This is a genomic window from Xenorhabdus budapestensis (genome assembly GCF_017743015.1).
GTDB lineage: Bacteria > Pseudomonadota > Gammaproteobacteria > Enterobacterales > Enterobacteriaceae > Xenorhabdus > Xenorhabdus budapestensis.
Genome location: NZ_CP072455.1, coordinates 657,573 through 680,618, shown reverse-complemented (window position 1 = coordinate 680,618; position 23,046 = coordinate 657,573). Strand labels below are relative to the sequence as shown.

The window sequence follows — 23,046 nt, the reverse complement described above, 5'->3', positions numbered from 1 at the left end:
AGTAAATATCGTATAAGGCAAAATGGTGATAGTGAACGTGGCAGGGAACTGCCTAATGTGTGATAAACCGATTCAACTTAATCGGGTAACCTTCATCGTCAACGGTGGGGTATGTGTCTGACGATATCTGCTTCCAAAGGGGGCGCAGATGTACCGCAATACTTGCTCTCCCTTTCAGGCTACAGGAGTTTTGTTTCGCCATTCTTAAGGAGATGGCTCGCTATGGTAAGTAAAGATATTAGGAGCTATGCAGGATGAAATCAAATATTTGTTCAATGAATTATTGAAATAAGAATAATTGTATTGAGATCTTCATCATAAGAAGGGGACTCCCAGTTTTTACTCTCGATCGTTAGTGTTCATATTCCTTAGTGTCCCTTTGTTGGCTGTACTTACTCGTTCCTATCAAATAGGTATCTAAATGCTTATATGGACACCGATTTAATTCAAGCAGGTAAATCAATTTTCTGACAAAAGTAGTCGCAAGCATATATTCGGCTTCCAGGAGCCCTGATGAAAATCCGCACTCTCTGCCCTCATTAGCCCAACAGTCGTGGCAGACCAAACAGTTTATCAGGTTCACAGAGAGTCGGTACTACCTGTCAGTGACATCAACTTATAGACTTTTTCGATCACACTATTCACTTTTCATTGAGGAATATAAACAGACTGCTGATTAACTAATGCCCAAGCAACCCGGGCATTTTTATTCGCTAATGCAACCACCGCTTTATTCACTCCATTACGCTCTATGAGCCCTTTTATCCAGCGCTGTAATTCATCGCATTGTTCATCGGGCCGCTTGCTGACTCGATACACAATAGAACGGGCTCCATGTATCAGTATTCCTCGCAAGTAGGCATCTCCCCGTTTACTGATACCGAGTTGCCTGACTTTTCCCCCACTGCTATGTTCTTTGGGAACCAGCCCCAAGTAGCTGGCAAAGTGGCGGCCATTTTTAAAATCCTTACCGTCACCCAGTGTTATCATCAGGGCTGAAGCCCCCAATGGCCCAACGCTCGGTAATGTTAACAGTCTGCGGGTATCTTCATGCTGGGTATTCAGATGGGCAAGACGCTTATCCAGTTCGTTCAGACGTTGCTGAAGGCCTTTCAGCTCAAACAACAATTCCTGAAACAACTGACGGCTCAATACGGTCAATTCATTTTCAGCATTTTCCAGATGTTCAGGTAAACATTGTTCTACCTTGTGAGCACTTTCAGGCAGGGCAATGCCATATTCCAGCCCTAATCCGCGTATCTGGTTAATCAGCGCAGTTCGGTTTTTCATTAGACGCTGACGAACCCTATGCAAGCATTGAATATCTTGTTGTTCTATCGTTTTTTCCGGCACATACCGCATACCCGGCCGGCTGTCAGCCTCCACAATAGCAATCGCGTCATTTTTATCATTCTTACTGCCCATTCTGAAAGGTGCGACGTATTGAGGGCTAATTTGTTTAACTTCATGGCCAAACTGTCTGAATTGTCGGCTCCAATAATTGGCACTGCCAGAGGCTTCCATCACTATCCTTGATGGGGGCTGTTGGGCAATGAAAGCCGTCAGTTTTTCACGAGATACCATTTTGTTCTGAATGGGTTTCCCGGAGGAAGACACGATATTTAACTGAAAAACTCGCTTTGCCAGGTCAATTCCGATAATTTGTTCCATGGGACACCTCTTCGTATTTTGCTGATGTATTCAGCATGGCTCACTGAAGCCGATTTGGGGAGGTGTCCATTTCATTATTTCAAAATGATAGGAGTACTCCTTACCCCGCGTGACACGCGGGGTAAGGAACACCGCATACTGATACTCTCACTATTATGAAAAGGTATATAGGCTCACGGGGGCATTCCCTTGCTATCGCGAGGTAACTCAAAATCCATAGAGTATATAAAATAATGTGGCAGCGATTGTCACTATGAGTGATAAATCATTGCTCGGAAGATATTGTTCTGAACGCACTATTTCTCATGCTATAAAATTGTAGAATTAATGAAATTAAAATAAAAAATACTGCAAAATAGATTAAAACCATAGTACCTATTCCAAGAGATATGACAACACCACCTAACATCGCACCTATTGAGCTTCCCAGATAGTTGATTGAGCTATTAAGAGCAATGACTGCACTGCCATGTTTAGGTTGATAAGACAATAAAATATGTTGCTGAGGTGCTCCCGCAGCCCATCCCATCGCGCCCCATATGAAGAATGGTAGATACTTTATAAATGGTATGTGAATCATTATCGGGATGCATATGACAGAACATGCTAATAATATTAAAATAAATAAAATTAATAACTTTGTTTTTTTAAAATAATCGATTAAGTATCCAACTAATAAACTTCCAAATAATCCACCTAGTCCCCATGCCCATAAATATGATGTTATATTATTTGAACCGCTAATATCCTGTAATAAAGGAGATAAGTATGTATATAACCCTAAACTTGCAAGGCCAGCAAAAAGAGTTATAAGCACTGTGATTGTCACTCGTTTATCTAAAAACATTACAACCCTATCTTTCATGGATGGAGGGGCGGTTGCTGGGATAAAAGGGAAAAATTTGAATATGCTTAAGGCTGCGATAAAGCTAAGGATAACAGTAAACCACATTGTAGCTTGCCAACCAAATTGGTTTGCGAGATAAAGGCCAACAGGAACGCCTAACACAGTTCCGATACTCATTCCACCTACTGTTAATCCAAGGGCACGTCCTTTCTTTTCGGCAGAAACTAGCAATGTAGAGCCTGCTATAGCTAATGGAGAGAATAAGCCAGCACTAACCCCAGCAATCGCTCTAGAGATCAGGAATACAGAAAAATTTGGAGCAATGGCGGTTAAGGCATTTGCAACCCCAAAAATTATTATAGAAATTAATAGAATTTTTTTTATCGATTTTCCTGCTAAGAGAGAAGCAAATAATGGGGCTGAAATTGCATAACATAAAGTAAATATACTTACAGCCTGTCCAATTTGAGATGCACTTTTTTGATATGTCTCACTAACTCCAGGTATAATTCCTGCTATAATATAGGTATTAAACCCCAGAGCAAACATACCTATAGCTAAAAAAATAATTTTTTTCATGCAGCTATGCCTTTATATCATATTTTAATTTATTAATGTGACTAATTAGTATGGTGATGAACTTGATGCGATTTTAAATGTAGTAATAGAGTACAGCTCTACACCCAAATAGTTTGTAATTTAGCTTAGTTACACTTTCCTATGTAAATAAGGTTATTTGCATTTAATAAAGTTGTAATAATATACTATGTAAAAATGTTATTATGGTTAATCATTAAATAGGGTAAAGCCTCATATTAGTACATTTTTTAGTATATACAACAAGATGTAATAAATAAAATGAAATATTTAAATGCGAAGGTATGAAAAAAAATCATGAGTATAACTAAATATGAAATTTTTGAAACAGTGATTATGACAGGAAGTTTTTCTAAGGCTGCTGAAAAGTTAAACAAAACACAGTCTGCAATAAGCCATGCGGTTTCAGCTTTAGAAAAAGAACTAGGGGTTTTCTTATTTGTGAGAAATGGCCGAAAAGTGAGTTTAACTCATCATGGCATAAATGCCTATGCATATATATGTAGGATATTAGAGATTAACCGAAATTTGATGAAAAAGAAATTTATTGATGAAAATATTCCTTATGTTTTGAGGATTGGAGTTTTTGAGAGTGTAAAGAGAACAATTCTACCCTCAGTTATAAAGGAGATAAATAAATCATACCCATTTATTGATATTATACTATTTGAAGGGGGGTATGATGAAATTAAGGAATGGATTATAAATGATTTAATAGATTTTGGTTTTACAATTAGTGATGATTTTGGGTGTGAGTCAATTCCAATATTAGAGGATGAGTTAGTGATGGCAACAAAGATAGACATGGAGTCACCTTTAGACGGTGTATCATTAAACGGTTTTTTCAATATCAATAAATTCATTATGCCAATGGCACCATATAAAAATAAAATAGAGATTTTTTTTAATGAAAATAATATAAGTCCTAATATTTATTCCCATGTAAGTGATTGTAATACAATTGCAAAAATGGTTGATTTAGGAATTGGTGTTTCCATCGGTCCAAAGTTATTCTTACAATATTTTGAAAAAATAAAATTGCATGATTTACCTATTAAGTTACATAGAAGTATATATCTTTCTCATAAGAAACATTATTTTGATAGAGTAGATCATTTTTTTATTGGGGAGGTTGAAAAAGCAGCAAGGAGTTTAATTTAAACCCCTTGCTATTTTTCACCCTAATCGATCAAGCCCACTATTTTCACTTAGTAAAATTCTTTCTTCTGTGTTATTGTATTTTACTTTATAAAATGATTTTTTCTTATTATTAATTTCATTAAGATTTTTTTGAAGATATATAGCATCTTTTAGGTTCGGGAAATCGAAATCAGGTTTTTTTCCTAGAATAACGAAATCAGTAACATCCTTTATAATATTAACAATAGGCTCTAATCTACGGTCTCCAATATATTCATGGTCAAGAGAGTTAAAGTATAAAATGTTATCAGTGTGGGTCTTCTCTTCTGTCCAAATTTTTACTGAATGCTCATGCCAGTTTGGTGTATCAAACGATAATTGAGCAAATATTAATTTACCTAAAGAGTCTTGAAAAACAAAATCTAATTCTCTTCTTCTAAATAAGCTAACAAAACTACTATATCCGGTAACAAGAGAGCCATTTATTTTACCAACTATAAATGAACTATCGGGAATTTCATCCCCGGATATTGAGTAGTCCGATTTTACACCATTTATTTCATCTAAGGATAATAGATTATTGTTAATCCACTGAATAAGATCTAATGGATGAATTATTTCGCTGATAACACCTGTAGTTGGTCTATAATCATTAATTCTGTTCTTCTTCCATAAAAAGTTTGCTCTTACTAATTTTAAATTATTATCTTCAACATATTTTTTTAGTAGTCTAGATGCTTTTGTATATCTCGCAACCATGTTTAAACAGAATCCTGATGCATTTTTCAATAAATATTCTGCGGTATTTAGTTTAAAGTTGGAATCTACAAAGGGTTTTTCACAAATAACAAATCCCTTATAATCTTTAATTAAAGATAATATCTCCCCATGATTTTCATCGTTCACAGATATTACTAATACATCAGGATTAAATAATTCTAATGCTGACTTTACAGTAGGGTAATACACTAAATTAATATTCTTTTCTGTTCTACACGTATAAGCTATGTCAATGCCATTTTCATATTCATGAGAAATTTTATTAAATGATTCAACAAATATTTTCCCTGAAAAACCCATTCCAATAATTAGCACCTTCATCATACTGTTTACCCATTAAATTATTTTGAAAAATAACTCTTCTCCAGTGTGTATGTAACCTTTTCTTATATGGAATTTTTCTGCAATTTTACTAGATTGCATAAGTATTTTATGGACATTATTCTCTATTAGAGAATTCTCTAAGCTATTCACCATGGCCTCTGCAATTCCTAAACCTCTTCTATCACTACGCACTACAAGAGATTGTGCCCAACAGATTCGGCCATCGAGCACTCCTACAATAGGTGGACGTAAATCAATGATTCCTATTACGCATGAGCAAATATTTTTATCTTTACCATATGTACCAACTAAAAGTAATACATTTTCATTTGATATGTTCTTTTCAATCCAAGAGCGATATGCTTTTTGCCAAGCTAGATCATCCTCTTTATTTTTTGCTGAATAATGAAGATTTCCATTAGATAATAATACTTTTCGTAGCTCAACTAAATCTTCAGTATCTTCAATTATTGCTTTTCTAATTGATAACTTTTCTTTCATTATAGTTAGTCCAACATAATAATTTTAATAAGGTTTTAGTAATGTAGGATTATTTTATTGTGACATGATAAAATAATTTATTATATAGTTTTACTCATTGAATGAGAAAAAGGTATATTAAATAGAGAGAAAATTTCAACTAATGCATCCGTTAATTGTATCATTTTTTCATCGGAGTGATTTGGAGTAATATTAACTCTAAATCTTTCTGTTCCAATGGGTACTGTAGGTGAATTAATTGCTTGCAAATATATATTATATTTCATCAATAGCTGCTGTGCTGCAGCTTTACATTTTTTTGCATCTCCAACTAATACTGGCAGTATATGTGATTCACTGGAATTCATAATCGGAATACCTGCATTTTTAAAATGTTTTTTAAGTGTTTCAGTTTTTGAATGTAACTTTTCTCTTTCTATACAAGAAGTCTTTAAGTATTCAATGCTTGCATAGCATGCCGCTACTATGGCCGGAGGTAATGAAGTTGTGAATATAAAACCAGAAGCGAAAGAACGAATTGCATCAATTATTGTATCAGAGGCAGTGACATACCCACCTATAACACCAATTCCTTTAGCCATAGTACCTTGAATAATATTTATTGAATCGGAAATACCTAGCCCAGCAGCAATTCCTGCTCCTCTAGGGCCATACATACCAACAGCATGTACTTCATCAAGATAAGTTAACGCATTATATTTCTTAGCAAGGTCTGCAATTTCTTTAATTGGAGAAATATCACCATCCATAGAATAAATTGATTCAAAAACTATGATCTTAGGTCGGTTATAAGGTTGTTCTGATAGTAATTTTTCTAAATGCTTTGTGTCGTTATGTTTAAATTTAAAACATTCTGCTTTTGTACTACGTATCCCATTAATAATAGATGCATGGTTTAGCTCATCAGAGAAAATAATGCAGTTTTCAAATAGGCGTAGTAAACATTGCAAAGTTGCATCATTCGAACTGTAACCTGTTGGAAATACTAATGCGGATTCTTTATTATGCCATTCAGCTAATGATGATTCTAATTCTTTATATTGATAGTGATTTCCTCCAATATTTCTAGAACCACCAGATCCAGCACCAAATAAATCAATTGCCTTATGCATAGCATCAATTACAATAGGGTTTTGGGACATTCCTAGATAATCATTGCTACACCAAACGACAACGGAATTTTCATTTTCTATATGATTTGTTTTTGCCAAAGGATATTGTCCGCAGATGCGATTTAATGTTACAAATTCACGATATTGCCCATTTTCCTTTAACTTCATTAGCTTTTCATTAAGAATATTATCATACATAAAATAATCACCCTAATTAATTGTAATATTATTTTTGACAAAAGTTACTATTTCAATGTGTAAATATTAAAATCAAACAGACAAATAAAAAATCTTATGTAAGACGCATTATTAATGTAGTAATAAAAATAAGCAAGTAATAAAAATAAATATTCTAATAAGTTGTTGGGAGTAGTTTATGGTTTCCAGATGTAAAAATATTTCCGTTAAAACAATCAAATGAGAATATTTTTAAATTAAGAAACTATTTGGAATATGATATCACTATCACTCATATGAAGAGTATTATAAAACAATTACCCTAAATACTGTTTCATTAATAGTGAGACATTCAAATATGGAAGTATTCTTGCTTATCGTGGTATTAGGGGTAAGTAAGTGTCCACATATCTTATGTGTCTTATGTGTCTGATGCGCATGATAAATCTAAAATCACACTGACGCGCTGCGCTTGTCTTCTCCGATTTACCGAGCTAATACATTAACCCGGTAAATCGGAGAGCTGAAAAATACCTGCCAGAGAAAACTTTTTTGCTTACCCCACCGTATTAAAGAAATAGGGATAAAACTGTTCACCTTTAAGTATTTTAATTTAAATTCATATTGCTAAAGGATGATGACTTGAAAATAAACTCATCACCACTCTTCACCCAACCGTTCACCTCAGATCTGAAAAAGGTGAACAGGGTTGAATAGTTGTGAACAGTTAAAAAATAACTATTCACCCTATAATACATTGATATATCTTGTTTAAATTACATAGTGAACAGTGGTGAACACTTTTTTATATTTCTTTGAAAATTGTCAGCAATAAAGAAAAAATTATTCTTCTGGCTGGTCATTCCTTGTCAGTTTTGGCATCCACTCAATGGCCGTGTCGATATTCAGGCTCAGATTGCTGCGAATGCCGTATTTGCTTTTCTTGCGCAGGTAATGCTGGCTGTACTCAGCCAGTGCGCCCAGCATATCCATCCCAAAACGGGTCACGGAAATAGGTTTATGCAAATTGTTACCTTTCATATAGGCAAGGTAGGCATGATAAAGGTACTTACGGGGATTGAACGGCACAATCTCCGCATTACCGATTAACAGGCCGTCAGTTTCATTAGACGCAATCAGGTAGCCGCAGAAATCGACTAATGGATCGGTGCCACGTTTGATATCCAGCGCTTCTTCTGATTTTTGTTGCTCTGCCAGTAAACGCCTTGCAGCTTGTGGGTCAACACACCGATGAAGCAGATGCCGGATAATCACAGGCAATTCTGCCGCGATTTTATCCCGCAGGCGTGGATCACGTTCATTTTCGGGCACAACTTCGGAAAAGTTGAAAATAACCCGACGCCGCGCTACACCACCACTGCGATCACTGAAACTCATGGCATTATTGTTTACCGCCAACACCACAGCAGGAATACGGGTTGAATAGGGTTGTTTGTGCTTCGGATCGATAGCAACTTCATCCCCGCCTGTAATGGCTTTGATGCCGGAGCCATCGCCCACATAGCGAGTCTGGTCTGGCAGGATAATCAACGAATACCCCACAATCAGCGCCCGTTCCCGTGGGTTTTCCAGTGCAGCCATACTCGCAGAAACAGTGTTGCCTTTGCCTGCCAGCATTGAACAGATTTCAGCAAAGATGCTTTTTCCACTGCCTCCGGCACCGGTGATTTCCAGAAACAACTGCCAGTCGTAACGGTTTGCCAGCACCATAAACAGGGCTGCCAGTACCCGATCAAATTTGTTCTCACTGTTGGCTGTTGCCCGGTTAAGCCATTGCCAGAACTGCGGTGCATGATTTTTCAGAGTTTTCCCCGAGACAGGGGAATTGAACGCAACATCATTGGCAAGCAGCAGCCAGTCATGTTTACGATGAGGCCGGAATTGGCACGTTTTCAGGTCAAACACGCCGTTGCTGAATCCAATTAAGTGACGTTCTGGCAGCTGCATCATGGGAAGCTGTAATTTAAGAGCATCCACGGCAGAGCTGATGCCATGCGGTGAGTAAGGCAATTTTTCTTCCATAAAGGCTGCCACCATTTCCCGCTTTAAATCGCGGTCACTGACCGGACGCCAGACAATACCGTCATAGTGATGAACGGTTTCCGAAGCGCCATCCAATGCTAAATCACCGTCATAACGTGCCAGTAAGACTTCCCCACGCTGGCTGGCCCCCATCTGGCATAATGTCAGTTTTGAATACTCGATATCATTGGGCTGAGTGGTTGCTTTTTTCTTTGTTGGTGCGGGTTGATAAAGCCCCTGAGAAAAGGCCAGTTTTGCTATTTCCACACCATGTTGTTGGCGGTAATCATCCCAGTCGGCTTTGTACTCTGTCGGTGGTAACGTAACCCAACCATTAACCGCAATAGCTGCTTTTTCTGCTGAAATCTTGCCGATATTTACCATTAGTTTGCCGTTTTTATCCAGTTCGTCGGGATGATGCCAATCGTTATCTGCTGCCAGAATAATTTTTGTGTCCGACCAACGTTCCTGAACAGCTTTAGCGACAGAATACAAATTACCTGCATCCAATGCTGCCAGAACTGCACCTTTATATAACTGACTGGCAGTGAGTGCCGTAGCATAGCCCTCGGTAATGATCACCGTATCGGAGTTTTCTTCCAGTTCTGAGACAGAAACAAAAGCACCTTTTTTCTGGCTGCCAGACAGTAATTTTTTCTCTCCATTGGGTTTGATAATCTGCGCACCTGTTACTTTTTTATCCAGTGTTGTCAGTGCCAACAAAGTCGAATTATTGAGCAATAGCCGCTGATTAGGACAATGCAGCTCCTTTGCAATCAAATAGGGAGATTGCCCGGCAACAGTTTGCGCCATCAATGCCGCCACTTTTTCGGCGATCAGTTGTGTTGTTTGAATGGTTTTCGTGGCGGGCTTGGGTTCGGGCAAAGGCAATGCCAGCGCATTCGCAACAACTTTGGCTGCTTCCGTAATTGTGATCCGGTTGGTTCTTGCCACCAAATCCAGCCCGTCACCGTAGTTTGGGGCATCACACTGGCGGCAGTGCCAGTTGCCGTGATGGTGATCGTCGATAAAGTGAAAACGGTCAGTGCCGCCACAGACAGGAGGTACCCTGTTTACCCTTTGCCGGGATATCAATACCGCAGGCAGGCAGCAGATTTTGCCAGGAATACATGGCAGAGGTTTTCACGGTTTGGATCAGGTCAAACGGTTTTTGATTGCTTGATGTTTTTTGAACTGTAAATTTGGGACGAGTTTGGGTATGCTGTGTATCAGCCATAATTTTTACCTTGCTTAATGGTTGTTGGTGAAACGCCTCGCAGTGTTACCGCACTTCGGGGCGTTGTATTTTTATGTTACATGTCTTATGTCATATTCTTTTCTGTGTTATGCCGCTCGTGATTCGGCGATCCTTTGGGCAATCCAGTCATCAATTTCTGCTTCGATAAAGGCTACAGAACGTGGGCCGATTTTGACCTGCTTTGGGAATGCGCCGTCGCTAATCAGTTTGTAGATCCACGCCTTGCTGTAACCCGTTCTGCGCTGTACTTCCGGTAAACGAATAAAGTGTGTTTTCGATGCTGTCATTGTCATGTTAATTCTCCTGTTACCGAGTCCTTGAGCGCTCATCGTGAACGTTGTTTGATGACAGGCGGATTATTTAAAAAGCCAGACGTAATGAACAGCGTTAATTGTTTTTCTCATGATGAGAATTAATGGGTTACAAATCGTACTATCGATTTTTTCTGTCACGCAGTGGCTTCGCGAAGTCATACGGCGTCACTGCTTTTTCCCGGTTCGCATCCAGATAATTCGCCCACCATTGCACCATCAGCCGCCGTTCATCCAGATGTCCACAGGCCGGATTCGCCCATTGCACCGCGTGCCATTGTGCGGAATCCGTGCCCGCAGACGTCGGTTTGAGTGTCGTAGCCCATCGCCCGTAATGCCTTGTTAACCGTGTTTTCACTCATGACTTTCGCGGAATTATGATCGCTGGGGAACATCACGTCACAGTTGCCACTCAGTACGTGCAAGGCTTTGAATAGCAAAACTGCCTGACGGCTCAGCGGCACAATATGATCGGTTTTCATTTTCATGCCACGTTCAGAGAAGCGAACGCCTTTAATCGGTTGCCTTGTGGCCGGAATTTTCCACACCGCATTTTCAAGGTCGATTTCCTGCCAGCGGGCGAATCTCAGCTCACTGGAGCGGACAAACGTCAGCAGCGCCAGCTCGACGGCGATTTTGGTCAGCAAGCGACCGCGATAAGCAGACAACCGGTTCAGGAAATCCGGTAAACAGTCATGGGGCAGAGCGGGATGGTGACGGGATCTTGCGGTGGTGAGTGCGCCGGTCATATCATTGGCCGGGTTGGTTTCCAGAATATCATTCTGGACAGCATAACGCATGATGGCGGTAACACGCTGGCGCAGCCGCTGGGCGATATCGTGTTTGCCCTGTTCATCAATGGCCTTGACGGGCGCTAAAAGCTGGCTGGTGCGTAATGTGGTGATATCGCAGGTACCGATAGGGGGGAAAATATATTGCTCAAGACTGCGCAGCACTTTCTGACGGTGGCTGTCGCTCCAGCGTTTGTTGCTGGCGTGCCATGCACGGGCGACTTCTTCAAACGCGTTCACTCTGGCGGGCGTTGGTGTGCCTTTCTTGTCGGCTTTGGGATCGATGCCTTGTGCCATCAGCTTTTTGGCTTCATCGCGTTTAGCGCGGGCATCGGCTAATGATACCGCCGGATAAACGCCGAATGCCAGCCGATCTTCTTTCTTATCGGTGGGGCGGTAATACTTCATGCGCCAGTATTTTGAGCCGCGCGGTGAAACTTCTAAATAGAGACCGCCACCATCGGCGAGTTTGTAGGTTTTTTCTTTGGATTTTGCAGTTTCGATTTGCCGGGCGTTCAGTTTCATTATTAAGGGCATCCTTGTAATCGAACGGTAAGTGCCCCGAATTATGCCCTTCGCTGCATCTTGATTGCAACAGACGAAACTAAACCTAAAAATAAGAATGGATGTTGATTTTGCTGGATTTAGCAGAAATTTTTTTACTGGGCTGGACTTCACTGGAAGTTGAAGTGGTGCCCGGAGGCGGAATCGAACCACCGACACGGGGATTTTCAATCCCCTGCTAAGTTAATAAAATGTAACCATTTGATTTTGTACTTAGTTTGTATGCTCAAATTACTGAGTGTACAACATGATAATTCTTCCGATAATTTCCCCCAAAGGTGGCGAAGGTAAATCCACCCATGCGGCAAATCTGGCCGGCTTTTTTGCTGATGCCGGTCTGCAAACGCTCCTGATTGACGCCGATTATTCCCAACCCACGGCCAGCAGTATTTTTAATCTGGTTTATGAAGCGCCCGCCGGGTTGTATGAATTGTTGATGCAGACGGTGGATCTGAGTCAGGCCGACACGATCATTTCCCGTTCGACGATCCGACATCTTGATATCCTTGTGTCCAACGATCCCGATGAATTGTTGCCAACCGCGATGTTGCATGCCCCGGATGGTCGCTTGCGTCTGCGTAATATTCTGCAACATCCCCTGTTTCATCAGTATGACGTCATTCTCATCGACTCCAAGGGCGCGACCGGCGTGATGACGGAACTGGTAGTACTGACTGCAACTCAGTTTGTGCTGGGGATCATTAAACCTATCCTGCCGGATGTCCGTGAGTTTCTGCGCGGCACGTTGCGGATGCTGATCCGACTGCAATCCTTTGAGAATTACGGTATTCAGCTGCCGCTGATCCAGATACTGGCCAATGGCATTGAAGGCACCAATCTGGACAGAGATACACTTAATGAGTTGACCGATATTATCGAACAGCAACGCTACGACACGTCAGCGTTGGGTGGCAGAAAGGTTTATCAGTTGCTGAGCACCCGCATTGATCTGCTGGATATCTACAAACTGGGGCATGTTCGTGCTCAGCCTGTTCATCGTCTGGAATACAAAACCCCCCGTAAAAGCCCGGCGGCGGCGCAAACCATGCACTGTCTTGCCTGTGAATTGTTCCCTGAATGGCAAGCGAAATTTGATGCCGTGCTGGTCAACCAACCGACGAGGAACGGGCAATGAATATTATCTGGCGAGCCGTTTGTTTTTGTTATGACAATGCGGAATTACCCTTTACGGATACACAGGATGAATGGTTTGTGTTTGTCGATGCGCCTGATCGTAAAGCGGCACTGGCGAAATACCAGACATTATTACCCATTATCTGGGAAGTGTCGCCTAAGAACGTCGAGCATTTCAGTCCCCGTCATGAAGATGAATTGCGTGAACTGTCATTGATGCCTGGCACACCGGATGATTTGGCCCTGCTGGAGTGCGGCTGGGAAAAGGGCAAACCACAGTATTTGACCGCAAAAGAAGTGTTGTTCTGGGTTTCTTCTCCGCATTTGCAACAGCGTTTAGTGAGGGCATTGAATGCCGTCAACAGGGAGGTGACCAATGAATCTGGATCATGAGGCTTTACAGGCCATCAGTGAAGCGGAACCCAGCTATGCTTATGCCGAGGTGGGGGTGATTGGCGGGCTGGTACTGGACAATGATCGCTGGGATAGCGTTGTTCAGCTGCTGGTTGCCGACGATTTTTTCTTCCCGGCGCACCGAATAATCTATCAGGCCATTGCTGAACTGAGCGAAAAAAACTGTCCGTTTGACCTGATAACCCTGACCGACAGGCTGACACAGTGGGGACAAATAGACAGCGCCGGCGGTTTTGCCTATGTTGCGGAAATTTGCAAAAACACGCCCAGTGCCGCCAATATTGAGGAATATGCCCGCATTGTGGCAGAAAAAAGCCGGTTACGTCAGTTACTGGCACTGGGTAAATCCCTCAGCGCGGAAGTCTTTCAGCCCAATATCCGGTCAGAAACCCTGATTGAGCAGGCAGAAAATCAACTGTTTAATCTGGCGGAAAAAGGTGCAGCCCGGCAGCACCAGGCCGTGACCCTGCTGCAAGGCGCTGATGCCCTGATTTCTCATCTGGAGCGCATACAGGGCAGCAACGGGATCACCGGTACACCGACAGGTTTTCAGGCGCTGGATGACATGACCTGTGGCTTACAGGCTGGCGACCTCATTCTGCTGGCTGCCCGCCCTTCAATGGGCAAAACAGCACTGGCACTGGCGTTTTGTCTCGGTGCATTACAAAGCCGTGAGGATGCGGTGGTGCAGATTTTCAGTCTGGAAATGCCGATCGCCCAACTGATGCTACGTTTGTCGGCGATGGAAGGCAGAGTAGCATTAAGTGCCCTGCGCAGCGGTCTGCTGGATGATGAACAGTGGGGACGTATCAGCCAGAGTCTGGAACAGTTCAGCCAGTGGGATCAGCGGCTGATTATCGATGATTGCAGCCTCCAGACACCGGCACTCTTGCGCGCCCGTGCCCGTCGTTACACCCGCAAATACGGTAAACCCGCCCTGATCATGGTGGATTACCTCCAGCTGATGTGCGCGCCCGGACAGGAAAACCGCACACAGGAAATTGCCGATATCTCCCGCAGCCTGAAAGCGTTAGGTAAGGAGCTGGACTGCCCGGTGCTGGCGCTGTCCCAGCTTAACCGACAGGTGGAAAATCGTCCGGATAAACGCCCTAACAATGGGGATCTGCGTGATTCCGGCTCACTGGAGCAGGATGCCGATTTGATCCTACACCTTTACCGCGATGAGGTCTATCACGAGGATACCCCAGATATCGGTGTTGCCGAAATCATTATCGGCAAGCAGCGTCAGGGGCCGACAGGCACGGTACGTGTGCGGTTTGAGGCGCAATATACCCGTTTTTCGGATTTCGATGGCAGCGGGAGGTAAAGGATGGGACGCAATACACTGAATTTAGGCAGCGCCTTGTTACAACAGGGGCGGCAGGCTGTCGCCACGCTCAATGACAGCCCGCCAATGGCAGAAATGCCAATGGTGTTAACGCTGGATCAACTTCGCCCCAATCCGGATAACCCCCGGACCAGCCGCAATCCGCGTTATGACGATATCAAAGCGTCAATCAAAGCCCGTGGGCTGGATACCGTGCCGAAAGTCACCCGTGATCCGGACGGTGACGAGGTTTATATCTTCAGTGATGGCGGTAATACGCGCTATCAGATTTTGTCCGAGTTGTGGCAGGAAACCGGTGATGAGCGGTTTTACCGGGTGCATTGCCTGTTTAAACCGTGGCCGGGACGGTTGCAGTGTGTCATCGGGCACTTAGCTGAAAATGAACTGCGGGGCGATCTCAGTTTTATTGAAAAAGCGTTAGGTGTCTGCAAGGCCCGGACCCTGTATGAGGCGCAGAAACAGCAGAAAATCACTCTGCGTGAGTTGTCTGCGCTGTTGGGTGAAGCCGGATTCCCCATCAGTATCAGCTACATCAGCCGGATGGAAGATACCGTGCAGCACCTGTACCCGTGGATACCGAATCTGCTGAATTCGGGATTGAATGTGCCGCAAATCCGGGTGTTACTGGCCTTACGACAGGATGCCGAGGCGGTCTGGCAACAACATGTTTTCAGTATAAACCCGGAACCCACGCTGACCTTTGGTGAGGTTTTTGGGAACTGTTGTCGCAAGTTTGATGCATTGGAAGACTGGTCGCCGGCAATGTTCCTCGATGAACTGATTGGCGATTTATTGCAGGCCCTGCCACACCCGCAACTCAATTATGACCGCTGGATACTGGAACTGGATCCGAAAGAAAGCAACCGCCGACAGCTCTTTGGCGGGCAGGCCATCGCCTCTGACACCGTGTCGGTGCCGGAAGCCACTGAGCCGGATAATGTCAGCCGGGGTCGGGTGCAAAACCCGGAATCGAACCCGCGAATAATGGCTCAACCTGACACTGACAGGGAGCCGTCATCTAATACGGAAAATGCGTCGACCAATAAGGCACAGGCACCCGCCCCTGCTTCCCGAAAAAATCCGGTGCTTCCGCCTTACCCGCCGGATAGCGAGGATAACCCGTCTGAATCGTCCCAGCCTGCTGCGGAGGCTGAATGCCTGCACTTTGCCCAAACCGGGCTGGAGCCGGTCAGTTCGGTCTGGGACATTTCCCCGATGCAGGACGATATCGAGCATCTGCAAAATATGGCGTTCCGGCTGGCCTTTGAACTGGCGGAAGTGATGGGCTGTGACAGTGATTTGTTACCTGCTTCAGAGGAAAGCGCTGCCGGTTTTTGTCTGGTGAATGTGCAGGAAGCCCGGGCTTTTTCGCGTTTATTGTTCAGCCTGACCGGAGAAAACACCACTGACGCCCCGGCATTAACGCTGACCGCTGTTCTGCTCGGCACCGCAGGACGGGAGGATATGCCGTTACTGGATGATACCCAGACGGTGAAGTTCCTGCGCCTTATCCGGGTGCTCCGCCGTTTGCGTGAACTTCAGCGCCAGATAGCGCCGGAGGCTATAACGGGGTAACCAGACCGGAGCGCGTGCCTGTTTCCAATGCGTTGTTCAATTTGTTTTGACTGACCTGATATTGGAGGAAATGTATGCATCATTTATCGCAAGCCACCAACAGCCTGCTGTTGCAGTTGGTGATGGATTTGAAGAACGGCTATATCCGCCGTTGTGAGGCGCTGGGATTAGCACCCGGTGAAATGCTGATATTGCAGAATCTGACGATTGAAGATCTGCACTATCTGGGCAACAGCCCGGTGTCGGTGCTGACCATCCAGATCCATCACAGTAATCTGGTGCGCATTTTACATCAGGCGCGGATTGAGCAGCAGCGGTTACAACGTATTGACCGGGCACTGGAATTAGGCGGCTCGATTGAACTGATGCGCTATTTTTTCGGCTTGTCCAGTCTGGAAATCGCCGCCCGCCGGCGTATTTCCGGGGTGACCGTAAAACCGGGACGCAACTCGCCCCTGACGGAAGAGGAGAATCGTGAGTTGTGGCAACGCTGGCAGGCTGCGGCGATTGTCGATGCGGACAGCGCCGAAGGGCTGGATATGATGCTGGAGATGGCCGCGCATCATCAACTCTCGCTGACGGCCGTCTGGCATGCGGTGAAAGACTGGCCGCACAGCGAAGCGTCTGAATCGATCAAAAAACAGGCCTGAAAGCACTCAGTGAAAAATAAACAGAAAAGGAAACGATGTCAGGAAAATTAACGGAAATGATGCCCGGCCTGCATGTCCCCGCAACGACACCGCTGTCACTGCGTCGCAAGGCGCAACATCAGGTGCGGTGTTACCAGCGGGGCGAGCGCAATTACGTCCGGCTGAAAGAAAAAGGCAACGGGTATCTGAAAATCAATGTGGGGTTGTTCTGGCGGTTGTTAAGCCGGGATGACGGCCAATCGTGGGAGCTGATGCTCCATGAACGTTACAACAATGAAATTCGTAAATAGTCAGTCCTGAAGTGGTGTCATTCTGCATCCTGTTCAAGGCAACAGGATGCAGCCCTGACATTATTTTTACCGATTAAATGGAAAGGCAAAAGCCGGAGATACGGGCTCATGATAAACCTGTCAGCAGACAGTATAATTGCACACACAATTGCCAGGATGAAAATACGTCTGGAACAACATTCAGACGATGACGTTTCACAGCTTCGCAGTGGTCTGTTGTTTATGGGCAATATTCAGGATGCCTATCCCCGCCGCCTGTTACTGGATGATCGTCTGTCGCCGCTGGATAAAACCGGCTGGATGATGATCCGTCTGTATGCGTTGAATAATGAAGGCGCGGTGTTTCCCAGCTATGACGAATTGCAGGTGTTGCTGGCATCCCCCTACAAAGGCAAGGCATCCCGGGAAACGGTCAGCCGGGTATTACTGATGCTGCGAATAACCGGCTGGCTGAGTTTATGCAAACGTATCCGGGATGAGCACGGGCGGGTGCGGGGTAATATCTATGCGCAACACGATGAGCCGCTGACCTGCCGTGATGCCGAAATGCTCGATCCGCACTGGCTGGATACCGTGGCGGAAGCGTGTCGCAGTAAAAACCGGACTATCAGCCAGACAGCCCGGGATGTGCTGACTGATATCAAAGAAGACCCGCTGATGCGCCATCGCCACAGTCATATTCATTTGCTGGAAGAGAGGCTGAATGCGGTGCAGACACCGCAGCAAAGGGTGATGCGTCAGTCGCCTCAACCAGGCAAACAGCAAACCGAACTCAGGGAAATTAAGCCGGGTTCGGAAACCGAACCCAGTCTTCCAAAGGGGCAGAATACACTGAATTCGGATGCCGAACTCAGTCTGAAATCAACGTCTTATCGGGGTTCCACTAAACCGAACTGTTATGTACGTTCTTTCACACAGCGTGTGAATAAAAAAACATACGTGGATCCGCAATCCGCGTTTTTTCTGCCGGAAGGGCTGTGCCGACAACTGGAGCCGGATGATGTGACGATGCTGACCAGCCAGTTGCAGGCACTGCCCGCTGAACAGGCGCAGACCGTACTGAGCTGTCTGGACAAGGCGTTACGGGCTGGCAAAATCGGCAATCCGGTCGGCTGGCTGCTGACGATGATGAAACGGGCACGGGACGGAAAATTATACGGGCAGGCTGAAACTGCGGCTACCACGCCTGCCCCTGCGAAGACATCGGTTGAATTTACTCAACCTGTTGAGCGGCCTGCTTCACCTTCCTCACAAGCCCATGTGCGCAGTGTGGTGAAAGATATTCGTCAGCGACTGACAATGGCGAAATACCGTCATGATAATATTGATTGAAAAGCAGACGACTGTGCCCGTGGCACACAAGGCTAAAAAACAGACTGTTTTGGCCCGCGCAATGAAGACGAAAAACTCTGCGGTGTTGTCTGAGTCAATGGTGATTAAAAACTATACGGGTGTGCCCGTGGCACACAAGATTAAAAAACAGACTGTTTTGGCCCGCGCAATGAAGATGGAAAACCCTGCGGTGTTGTCTGAGTCAATGGTGATTAAAAACCATACGGGTGTGCCCGTGGCACACAAGACTAAAAAATCATCACTTCTGACAATGAACAAAACCCATCATTTTTCTTTTTTCCATAACTGGTTATCCATTGAGTCACCGCCTCCTTTGCCTTAATAGTTTGACTGACTTATCAAGGCCAAACAGGAGTTTTTGTGCATGTCTGATGCAGAAGAAAAAACCGCATCTCAGCCGCGTTTACGCGCTGGGGTTTTAACCTCCTCATTAACGATTGAACTGCATACTCACTATGCGATCCGGCTGTGGGCAGGGCGCAGACGGGAAGAGATCAGTAATCCACGAAAATTTTCAGGCATTCTCGGGATGCCACAGGTGATTAAGCGTGCCGGTAATATCAGCGTGGATTCGGCAGCGGATAACCCGTATGCCGATGCCTGGCTGGTGAAACTGGAACACGCGCTGGACACAGCTTCCGCCAATCTCCAGCAGAGTCTTGCCACGTTGCAGGATATCCTGAATGCGGTACCGCAGCAGATCACCTTGTCCTCAGTATCCTCTGTAGAACCGCTGAATATCGGCGTCTACAGCCACTCCCCGTTGGGCTATCGCTGTGTCTGGCTGCTGGTTGGCTATGACCAGCTGGCGATGAAAACGTTTCAGGTTTTCCATTATGGGCTGATTTCACGGGCAGAGCGTGATGCCTTTCTGCACAATGGCAGCCGTGCCATTCGTCAGATTTACGGCATGGTACGTTCCTACCGTTCACTGGCGGTCACCCGGCATGATATTGCGGAAAAAACGCCGGCCGGGCTTGAGGCGATTAAACTGCTGGGTGAACCCCATCCCGATATTTTGTCAGGCAAGTTGCGTTCGGTTTTCTCTTCACCTTTACGTTCGGTTGAACCAAATTAATGGAGGGGATGCGATGCAGCTTTATCTGTGTGAAAAGCCCTCTCAGGCCAAAGACATTGCCAAAGTCCTGGGGGTAAGACAGCGCGGGCAGGGATTTCTCTTCAGTGCCCGTATCATTGTCACCTGGGCCATCGGGCATTTACTGGAGATAGCCGCGCCCGAACACTATGGCGAGCAGTTTGCTCCGCCGTGGCGCATGGATGTATTGCCGGTGCTGCCCGCTCAATGGCAATGGTCGGTAAAAAAAGAGACCGCTGACCAATTTGCCGTTATCCAGCAGTTATTGAAACAGGTGGATGAGGTGATTATTGCCACCGATGCCGACCGTGAAGGCGAAGTGATTGCCCGTGAGCTGCTGGAATATTGCCGTTTCACCGGCACGGTCAGGCGGCTGTGGCTGTCGGCCCTGGATGAAACCAGCATCCGGCAGGCGCTGGCGGCAATCTTGCCGGGTGAGCAGACGGCAGCACTCTATCAGGCCGGACTGGGGCGGGCACGGGCCGACTGGCTGACGGGCATCAACCTGACCCGCCTGTATACTCTGAAAGCACAGGCACTGGGCTTTGGTGAGGTGTTGTCCATCGGGCGGGTGCAGACTCCGACACTGGCACTGGTGGTGAACCGGGATAAGGCCATCAGTCAGTTTGTGCCAAAACCGTACTGGCAGGTTCTGGCGAAGCTGGAAAAAGGCACTGTCCGCTTTCAGGCTAAATGGTTGCCTTCAGAAAATGATTGTGATGATGAGAACCGCTGTATCCGGGAGGCTGTGGCGCAGGGCGTGCAGCAACGTTGTCAGCAGGCAACACACGCCACCGTGATGGAAGCCAGCAAAAAACGGGAGAAAACCCCGCCCCCGCTGTGTTTTGATTTAGGCACACTCCAGCAGGCTGCTTCCCGTTTGTGGGGCATGGGGGCGAGCCAGGTGCTGGCGATTGCCCAGTCTCTGTATGAAACCCATAAAGCCACGACTTACCCGCGCACGGATTGCGGCTATCTGCCTGTGTCCATGCAGGCAGATATTCCTGCCGTGCTGACAGCACTGGCGCGAACCGACCCGGCTATGGATACCATTATTGGCCAGTTGGATAAACAACGTGTTTCCCGCATCTGGAATGACAAAAAAATTACGGCCCACCATGCCATTATTCCCACGCGTCATGCTTTTGATATCAGCCGCTTAACGACCGATGAGCTAAAGGTTTATCAGCTTATCCGTCAGTACTATCTGGCGCAGTTTCTGCCTGCTCAGGAAACCGATGTGACTGAGGTAACACTGGAGATCGGCGGGCAGTTATTCCGGGTAAAAGGTCGGGTTAATGTGGTTACGGGCTGGAAAGCGCTGTTTGCAGATGGAACGGGAGAGCATGAGAAGGAAGAAGAGCAGGAAGCTGATTTACCGTTACCGACCCTTAATCAGGGCGATTTCTGTCAGATTATTGAGGCAAAAATTCAGTCACTCCACACCAAACCGCCGACACCGTTTACTGAAGGTACGCTGATTGCCGCGATGAAAAATGCCGCCAGTCTGGTCAGTGATCCACAACTGAAACAAGTCTTGCGAGAAAGTGCCGGGTTGGGTACGGAAGCGACCCGTGCCGGCATTCTGGACACCTTGTTTAAACGCCAGCTGATTGAGCGGAAAAAGAAAGCGATTCAGTCAACGCCACTGGCACGGGAACTGATTGCCGGGTTACCGGAAGTATTGACCAGTCCGGGCATGACTACGTTATGGGAGCAGTTGCTGGAGGATATTGCGCAGGGCAAAACATCGCTGGATGTTTTTATGCAGAAACAAATGCAATGGATTTTGCATTTAGTCGAACGCGGAAAGACCCAACCGTTACACCTGACGTTACCGAAAACTCCGGACTGCCCGAACTGTGGCGGCCGGATGCGGCAGCGGCAGGGAAAAACTTCGCTATTCTGGGGCTGTGTGAACTACCCGGGCTGTAAAGGGATGCTGAATGACAAAGCGGTAACACAATCGCGCAAGGTCAGGCGGGCAAATCAGAAAGTTTGAAGATCTGATTGTTGATTGACGTTCAGACAGGATGCTTTAAGAATCAACCTGTTTCTTAAATGATCGGTGAGCCTGCAACGATCGCCTTTGGGTGGCTGTAAAACTCCCGTAGCCTGAAAGGGAGCGCGTGACTGCGGTACATCTGCTCACCTTTGAAAGCAGATATTGCCGATCCAACGGCAATGAAGGTTCATTATTCTTTATCAGAACGTCAGCAACGTATATGTCTGACGCCCGGCGGGAAAAACCATTCCCGTCAGGGAGTAGGGTTTTCTCCGTCATTCCTTATTGTTACCTCCATGGAGAAAATCGTATGTCTGAGAACACAACTTCGTTAACCAAAAATGACTATTTCAATCTGAATATTAAGGGACTCGGCTATTTGAATAATATCCGCCATGTCAGCACTGCCAATGGTACGTTCCTGAGCTGCGTGATCAATGCGTTAAATGGCCCGAGTGATAATCCGGTCTATGTGCGTTTTGATATTACTGTGGTCGGCAAGGAGGCGACCAGTCTGATTGCCCGTTGCCAGAAATCGGTAGATGAGGACAAAAAAGTGTTGCTGGGCTTCACCTTAAGCAACCCGTCCACCGATATTTTTACCCTGAAACGCGGGGATCATGCCGGTGAACAGCGCGTCAGCCTGAAAGCCCGTTTGATTAAGGTGGACTGGATTAAAATCGGTCAGGACAAGGTCTATCAGGCCGAACAATCCGATTCGACGCCGCCACAAAACGGTGTTGCGCAAACTGAATATGCAGAAAATTCATTCTGATATTCATTCTACTCCACTGACTTGCCCTGAATGTTTTCAGGGCAGTCTCTTTTCTAACAAATACAATAGGGTACAGATATGAGTATCACCCCCATTGGAATTCTGGCACTGCAATATTGTCATAAGCAATTACCGTTAACGGTGTTGCAAACCCGTGCAGGCTTTTATATCGGTACAATAGAGGGCGGCGTGCCCTGCTCCCGTGAGTCTATAGAATATTTTGCCAGCCGAGAACAGGCGGAGTTTGCCCTGAAGCAGGGGCAATGGACACAACGTCAGTCATCGTAACA

At 45.5% G+C, this 23,046-nt stretch carries 22 protein-coding genes and 1 pseudogene; 13 read left to right on the top strand and 10 right to left on the bottom strand.

The features are described 5' to 3' along the window. Positions 1 to 648 precede the first annotated feature (648 nt). Entirely contained in the window at positions 649 to 1,671 is a 1,023-nt protein-coding gene (locus HGO23_RS02930; RefSeq protein WP_209027922.1) for an IS110 family RNA-guided transposase, read from the bottom strand. 265 nt (positions 1,672 to 1,936) lie between these two features. After that, positions 1,937 to 3,097 carry an MFS transporter gene (locus tag HGO23_RS02925; RefSeq protein ID WP_209027921.1) on the bottom strand — a complete coding sequence of 387 codons (1,161 nt, stop codon included), beginning with the start codon at positions 3,095 to 3,097 and terminating at the stop codon, positions 1,937 to 1,939. Positions 3,098 to 3,412: 315 nt separating this feature from the next. Between HGO23_RS02925 and HGO23_RS02920 the strand changes: the two genes are divergently transcribed. Beyond that, complete coding sequence (locus tag HGO23_RS02920; protein WP_209027920.1) at positions 3,413 to 4,276, top strand: LysR family transcriptional regulator; 864 nt, start codon at positions 3,413 to 3,415, stop codon at positions 4,274 to 4,276. A 15-nt stretch (positions 4,277 to 4,291) separates the two neighbouring features. Here HGO23_RS02920 and HGO23_RS02915 read toward each other — a convergent pair whose 3' ends face one another. The 7 genes and pseudogenes from HGO23_RS02915 to HGO23_RS02890 all read right to left on the bottom strand — a co-directional run bounded on the left by HGO23_RS02915 (position 4,292) and on the right by HGO23_RS02890 (position 12,077). Further along, complete coding sequence (locus HGO23_RS02915) at positions 4,292 to 5,359, bottom strand: Gfo/Idh/MocA family oxidoreductase (RefSeq protein ID WP_209027919.1); 1,068 nt, start codon at positions 5,357 to 5,359, stop codon at positions 4,292 to 4,294. Between the two features lie 12 nt (positions 5,360 to 5,371). Further along, the gene (locus tag HGO23_RS02910) at positions 5,372 to 5,860 is read right to left on the bottom strand and encodes a GNAT family N-acetyltransferase (protein ID WP_209027918.1); all 489 of its coding nucleotides are present in this window, start codon (positions 5,858 to 5,860) and stop codon (positions 5,372 to 5,374) included. Between the two features lie 80 nt (positions 5,861 to 5,940). Continuing rightward, the gene (gene hemA, locus HGO23_RS02905; protein WP_209027917.1) at positions 5,941 to 7,170 is read right to left on the bottom strand and encodes a 5-aminolevulinate synthase; all 1,230 of its coding nucleotides are present in this window, start codon (positions 7,168 to 7,170) and stop codon (positions 5,941 to 5,943) included. A gap of 822 nt (positions 7,171 to 7,992) precedes the next feature. Continuing rightward, on the bottom strand, positions 7,993 to 10,287 hold the full coding sequence (locus HGO23_RS02900; protein ID WP_342355495.1) for a phage/plasmid primase, P4 family: 2,295 nt from the start codon (positions 10,285 to 10,287) through the stop codon (positions 7,993 to 7,995). Further along, positions 10,235 to 10,429: a hypothetical protein gene (locus tag HGO23_RS19975; protein ID WP_342355494.1), complete on the bottom strand. Its 195-nt coding sequence runs from the start codon at positions 10,427 to 10,429 to the stop codon at positions 10,235 to 10,237. Before HGO23_RS19975 ends, HGO23_RS02900 begins: the two co-directional genes overlap by 53 nt. A 107-nt stretch (positions 10,430 to 10,536) precedes the next feature. Next, positions 10,537 to 10,743 carry a helix-turn-helix transcriptional regulator gene (locus tag HGO23_RS02895; protein WP_209027916.1) on the bottom strand — a complete coding sequence of 69 codons (207 nt, stop codon included), beginning with the start codon at positions 10,741 to 10,743 and terminating at the stop codon, positions 10,537 to 10,539. A gap of 139 nt (positions 10,744 to 10,882) precedes the next feature. Continuing rightward, positions 10,883 to 12,077 (bottom strand): annotated as a pseudogene (locus HGO23_RS02890) (tyrosine-type recombinase/integrase). 286 nt (positions 12,078 to 12,363) lie between these two features. On the opposite strand from HGO23_RS02890, the gene HGO23_RS02885 reads away from it, so the two are divergent. The 10 genes from HGO23_RS02885 (at position 12,364) to HGO23_RS02840 (ending at position 21,978) form a co-directional block, all read left to right on the top strand. Continuing rightward, positions 12,364 to 13,251, top strand: a complete 888-nt coding sequence (locus HGO23_RS02885; protein WP_209027915.1) for a ParA family protein — start codon at positions 12,364 to 12,366, stop codon at positions 13,249 to 13,251. Beyond that, positions 13,248 to 13,643 (top strand): hypothetical protein, encoded by a 396-nt coding sequence (locus tag HGO23_RS02880; RefSeq protein ID WP_209027914.1) that lies wholly within the window; start codon positions 13,248 to 13,250, stop codon positions 13,641 to 13,643. Before HGO23_RS02885 ends, HGO23_RS02880 begins: the two co-directional genes overlap by 4 nt. Further along, positions 13,627 to 14,991 carry an SPI-7-type island replicative DNA helicase gene (gene dnaB-PI / locus HGO23_RS02875; protein WP_209027913.1) on the top strand — a complete coding sequence of 455 codons (1,365 nt, stop codon included), beginning with the start codon at positions 13,627 to 13,629 and terminating at the stop codon, positions 14,989 to 14,991. The genes HGO23_RS02880 and dnaB-PI overlap by 17 nt, the downstream gene beginning before the upstream one ends. 3 nt (positions 14,992 to 14,994) lie before the next feature. Further along, entirely contained in the window at positions 14,995 to 16,587 is a 1,593-nt protein-coding gene (locus HGO23_RS02870) for a ParB family protein (protein WP_209027912.1), read from the top strand. A 74-nt stretch (positions 16,588 to 16,661) separates the two neighbouring features. Continuing rightward, a complete protein-coding gene (locus tag HGO23_RS02865) occupies positions 16,662 to 17,237 on the top strand; it encodes a DUF2857 domain-containing protein (RefSeq protein ID WP_209027911.1) in 576 nt (191 codons plus the stop codon). A 35-nt stretch (positions 17,238 to 17,272) separates the two neighbouring features. Next, complete coding sequence (locus HGO23_RS02860; protein ID WP_209027910.1) at positions 17,273 to 17,527, top strand: ParE family toxin-like protein; 255 nt, start codon at positions 17,273 to 17,275, stop codon at positions 17,525 to 17,527. Positions 17,528 to 17,635: 108 nt separating this feature from the next. Then, positions 17,636 to 18,859 (top strand): STY4528 family pathogenicity island replication protein, encoded by a 1,224-nt coding sequence (locus HGO23_RS02855; protein WP_209027909.1) that lies wholly within the window; start codon positions 17,636 to 17,638, stop codon positions 18,857 to 18,859. Continuing rightward, a complete protein-coding gene (locus tag HGO23_RS02850) occupies positions 18,843 to 19,202 on the top strand; it encodes a hypothetical protein (protein ID WP_099137387.1) in 360 nt (119 codons plus the stop codon). Before HGO23_RS02855 ends, HGO23_RS02850 begins: the two co-directional genes overlap by 17 nt. 42 nt (positions 19,203 to 19,244) lie before the next feature. Next, on the top strand, positions 19,245 to 19,958 hold the full coding sequence (locus HGO23_RS02845) for a PFL_4669 family integrating conjugative element protein (RefSeq protein ID WP_099137388.1): 714 nt from the start codon (positions 19,245 to 19,247) through the stop codon (positions 19,956 to 19,958). 13 nt (positions 19,959 to 19,971) lie between these two features. Continuing rightward, positions 19,972 to 21,978: a DNA topoisomerase III gene (locus HGO23_RS02840; protein WP_209027908.1), complete on the top strand. Its 2,007-nt coding sequence runs from the start codon at positions 19,972 to 19,974 to the stop codon at positions 21,976 to 21,978. A 36-nt stretch (positions 21,979 to 22,014) separates the two neighbouring features. Here HGO23_RS02840 and HGO23_RS02835 read toward each other — a convergent pair whose 3' ends face one another. Then, the gene (locus tag HGO23_RS02835) at positions 22,015 to 22,260 is read right to left on the bottom strand and encodes a hypothetical protein (protein WP_145956665.1); all 246 of its coding nucleotides are present in this window, start codon (positions 22,258 to 22,260) and stop codon (positions 22,015 to 22,017) included. Positions 22,261 to 22,291: 31 nt separating this feature from the next. Between HGO23_RS02835 and HGO23_RS02830 the strand changes: the two genes are divergently transcribed. Both HGO23_RS02830 and HGO23_RS02825 read left to right on the top strand, forming a co-directional pair. Next, positions 22,292 to 22,756, top strand: a complete 465-nt coding sequence (locus HGO23_RS02830; RefSeq protein WP_187650411.1) for an STY4534 family ICE replication protein — start codon at positions 22,292 to 22,294, stop codon at positions 22,754 to 22,756. A gap of 78 nt (positions 22,757 to 22,834) precedes the next feature. Further along, positions 22,835 to 23,044 (top strand): hypothetical protein, encoded by a 210-nt coding sequence (locus HGO23_RS02825; protein ID WP_209027907.1) that lies wholly within the window; start codon positions 22,835 to 22,837, stop codon positions 23,042 to 23,044. The last annotated feature ends 2 nt before the right edge of the window (positions 23,045 to 23,046 follow it).

Excerpts from the sequence above, each read along its gene's own strand:
- HGO23_RS02930 (WP_209027922.1), bottom strand. The coding sequence starts at position 1,671 with ATGGAACAAATTATCGGAATTGACCTGGCAAAGCGAGTTTTTCAGTTA.
- HGO23_RS02925 (WP_209027921.1), bottom strand. The coding sequence starts at position 3,097 with ATGAAAAAAATTATTTTTTTAGCTATAGGTATGTTTGCTCTGGGGTTT.
- HGO23_RS02920 (WP_209027920.1), top strand. The coding sequence starts at position 3,413 with ATGAGTATAACTAAATATGAAATTTTTGAAACAGTGATTATGACAGGA.
- HGO23_RS02915 (WP_209027919.1), bottom strand. The coding sequence starts at position 5,359 with ATGATGAAGGTGCTAATTATTGGAATGGGTTTTTCAGGGAAAATATTT.
- HGO23_RS02910 (WP_209027918.1), bottom strand. The coding sequence starts at position 5,860 with ATGAAAGAAAAGTTATCAATTAGAAAAGCAATAATTGAAGATACTGAA.
- hemA (WP_209027917.1), bottom strand. The coding sequence starts at position 7,170 with ATGTATGATAATATTCTTAATGAAAAGCTAATGAAGTTAAAGGAAAAT.
- HGO23_RS19975 (WP_342355494.1), bottom strand. The coding sequence starts at position 10,429 with ATGGCTGATACACAGCATACCCAAACTCGTCCCAAATTTACAGTTCAA.
- HGO23_RS02895 (WP_209027916.1), bottom strand. The coding sequence starts at position 10,743 with ATGACAATGACAGCATCGAAAACACACTTTATTCGTTTACCGGAAGTA.
- HGO23_RS02885 (WP_209027915.1), top strand. The coding sequence starts at position 12,364 with ATGATAATTCTTCCGATAATTTCCCCCAAAGGTGGCGAAGGTAAATCC.
- HGO23_RS02880 (WP_209027914.1), top strand. The coding sequence starts at position 13,248 with ATGAATATTATCTGGCGAGCCGTTTGTTTTTGTTATGACAATGCGGAA.
- dnaB-PI (WP_209027913.1), top strand. The coding sequence starts at position 13,627 with ATGAATCTGGATCATGAGGCTTTACAGGCCATCAGTGAAGCGGAACCC.
- HGO23_RS02870 (WP_209027912.1), top strand. The coding sequence starts at position 14,995 with ATGGGACGCAATACACTGAATTTAGGCAGCGCCTTGTTACAACAGGGG.
- HGO23_RS02865 (WP_209027911.1), top strand. The coding sequence starts at position 16,662 with ATGCATCATTTATCGCAAGCCACCAACAGCCTGCTGTTGCAGTTGGTG.
- HGO23_RS02860 (WP_209027910.1), top strand. The coding sequence starts at position 17,273 with ATGTCAGGAAAATTAACGGAAATGATGCCCGGCCTGCATGTCCCCGCA.
- HGO23_RS02855 (WP_209027909.1), top strand. The coding sequence starts at position 17,636 with ATGATAAACCTGTCAGCAGACAGTATAATTGCACACACAATTGCCAGG.
- HGO23_RS02850 (WP_099137387.1), top strand. The coding sequence starts at position 18,843 with ATGATAATATTGATTGAAAAGCAGACGACTGTGCCCGTGGCACACAAG.
- HGO23_RS02845 (WP_099137388.1), top strand. The coding sequence starts at position 19,245 with ATGTCTGATGCAGAAGAAAAAACCGCATCTCAGCCGCGTTTACGCGCT.
- HGO23_RS02840 (WP_209027908.1), top strand. The coding sequence starts at position 19,972 with ATGCAGCTTTATCTGTGTGAAAAGCCCTCTCAGGCCAAAGACATTGCC.
- HGO23_RS02835 (WP_145956665.1), bottom strand. The coding sequence starts at position 22,260 with ATGACGGAGAAAACCCTACTCCCTGACGGGAATGGTTTTTCCCGCCGG.
- HGO23_RS02830 (WP_187650411.1), top strand. The coding sequence starts at position 22,292 with ATGTCTGAGAACACAACTTCGTTAACCAAAAATGACTATTTCAATCTG.
- HGO23_RS02825 (WP_209027907.1), top strand. The coding sequence starts at position 22,835 with ATGAGTATCACCCCCATTGGAATTCTGGCACTGCAATATTGTCATAAG.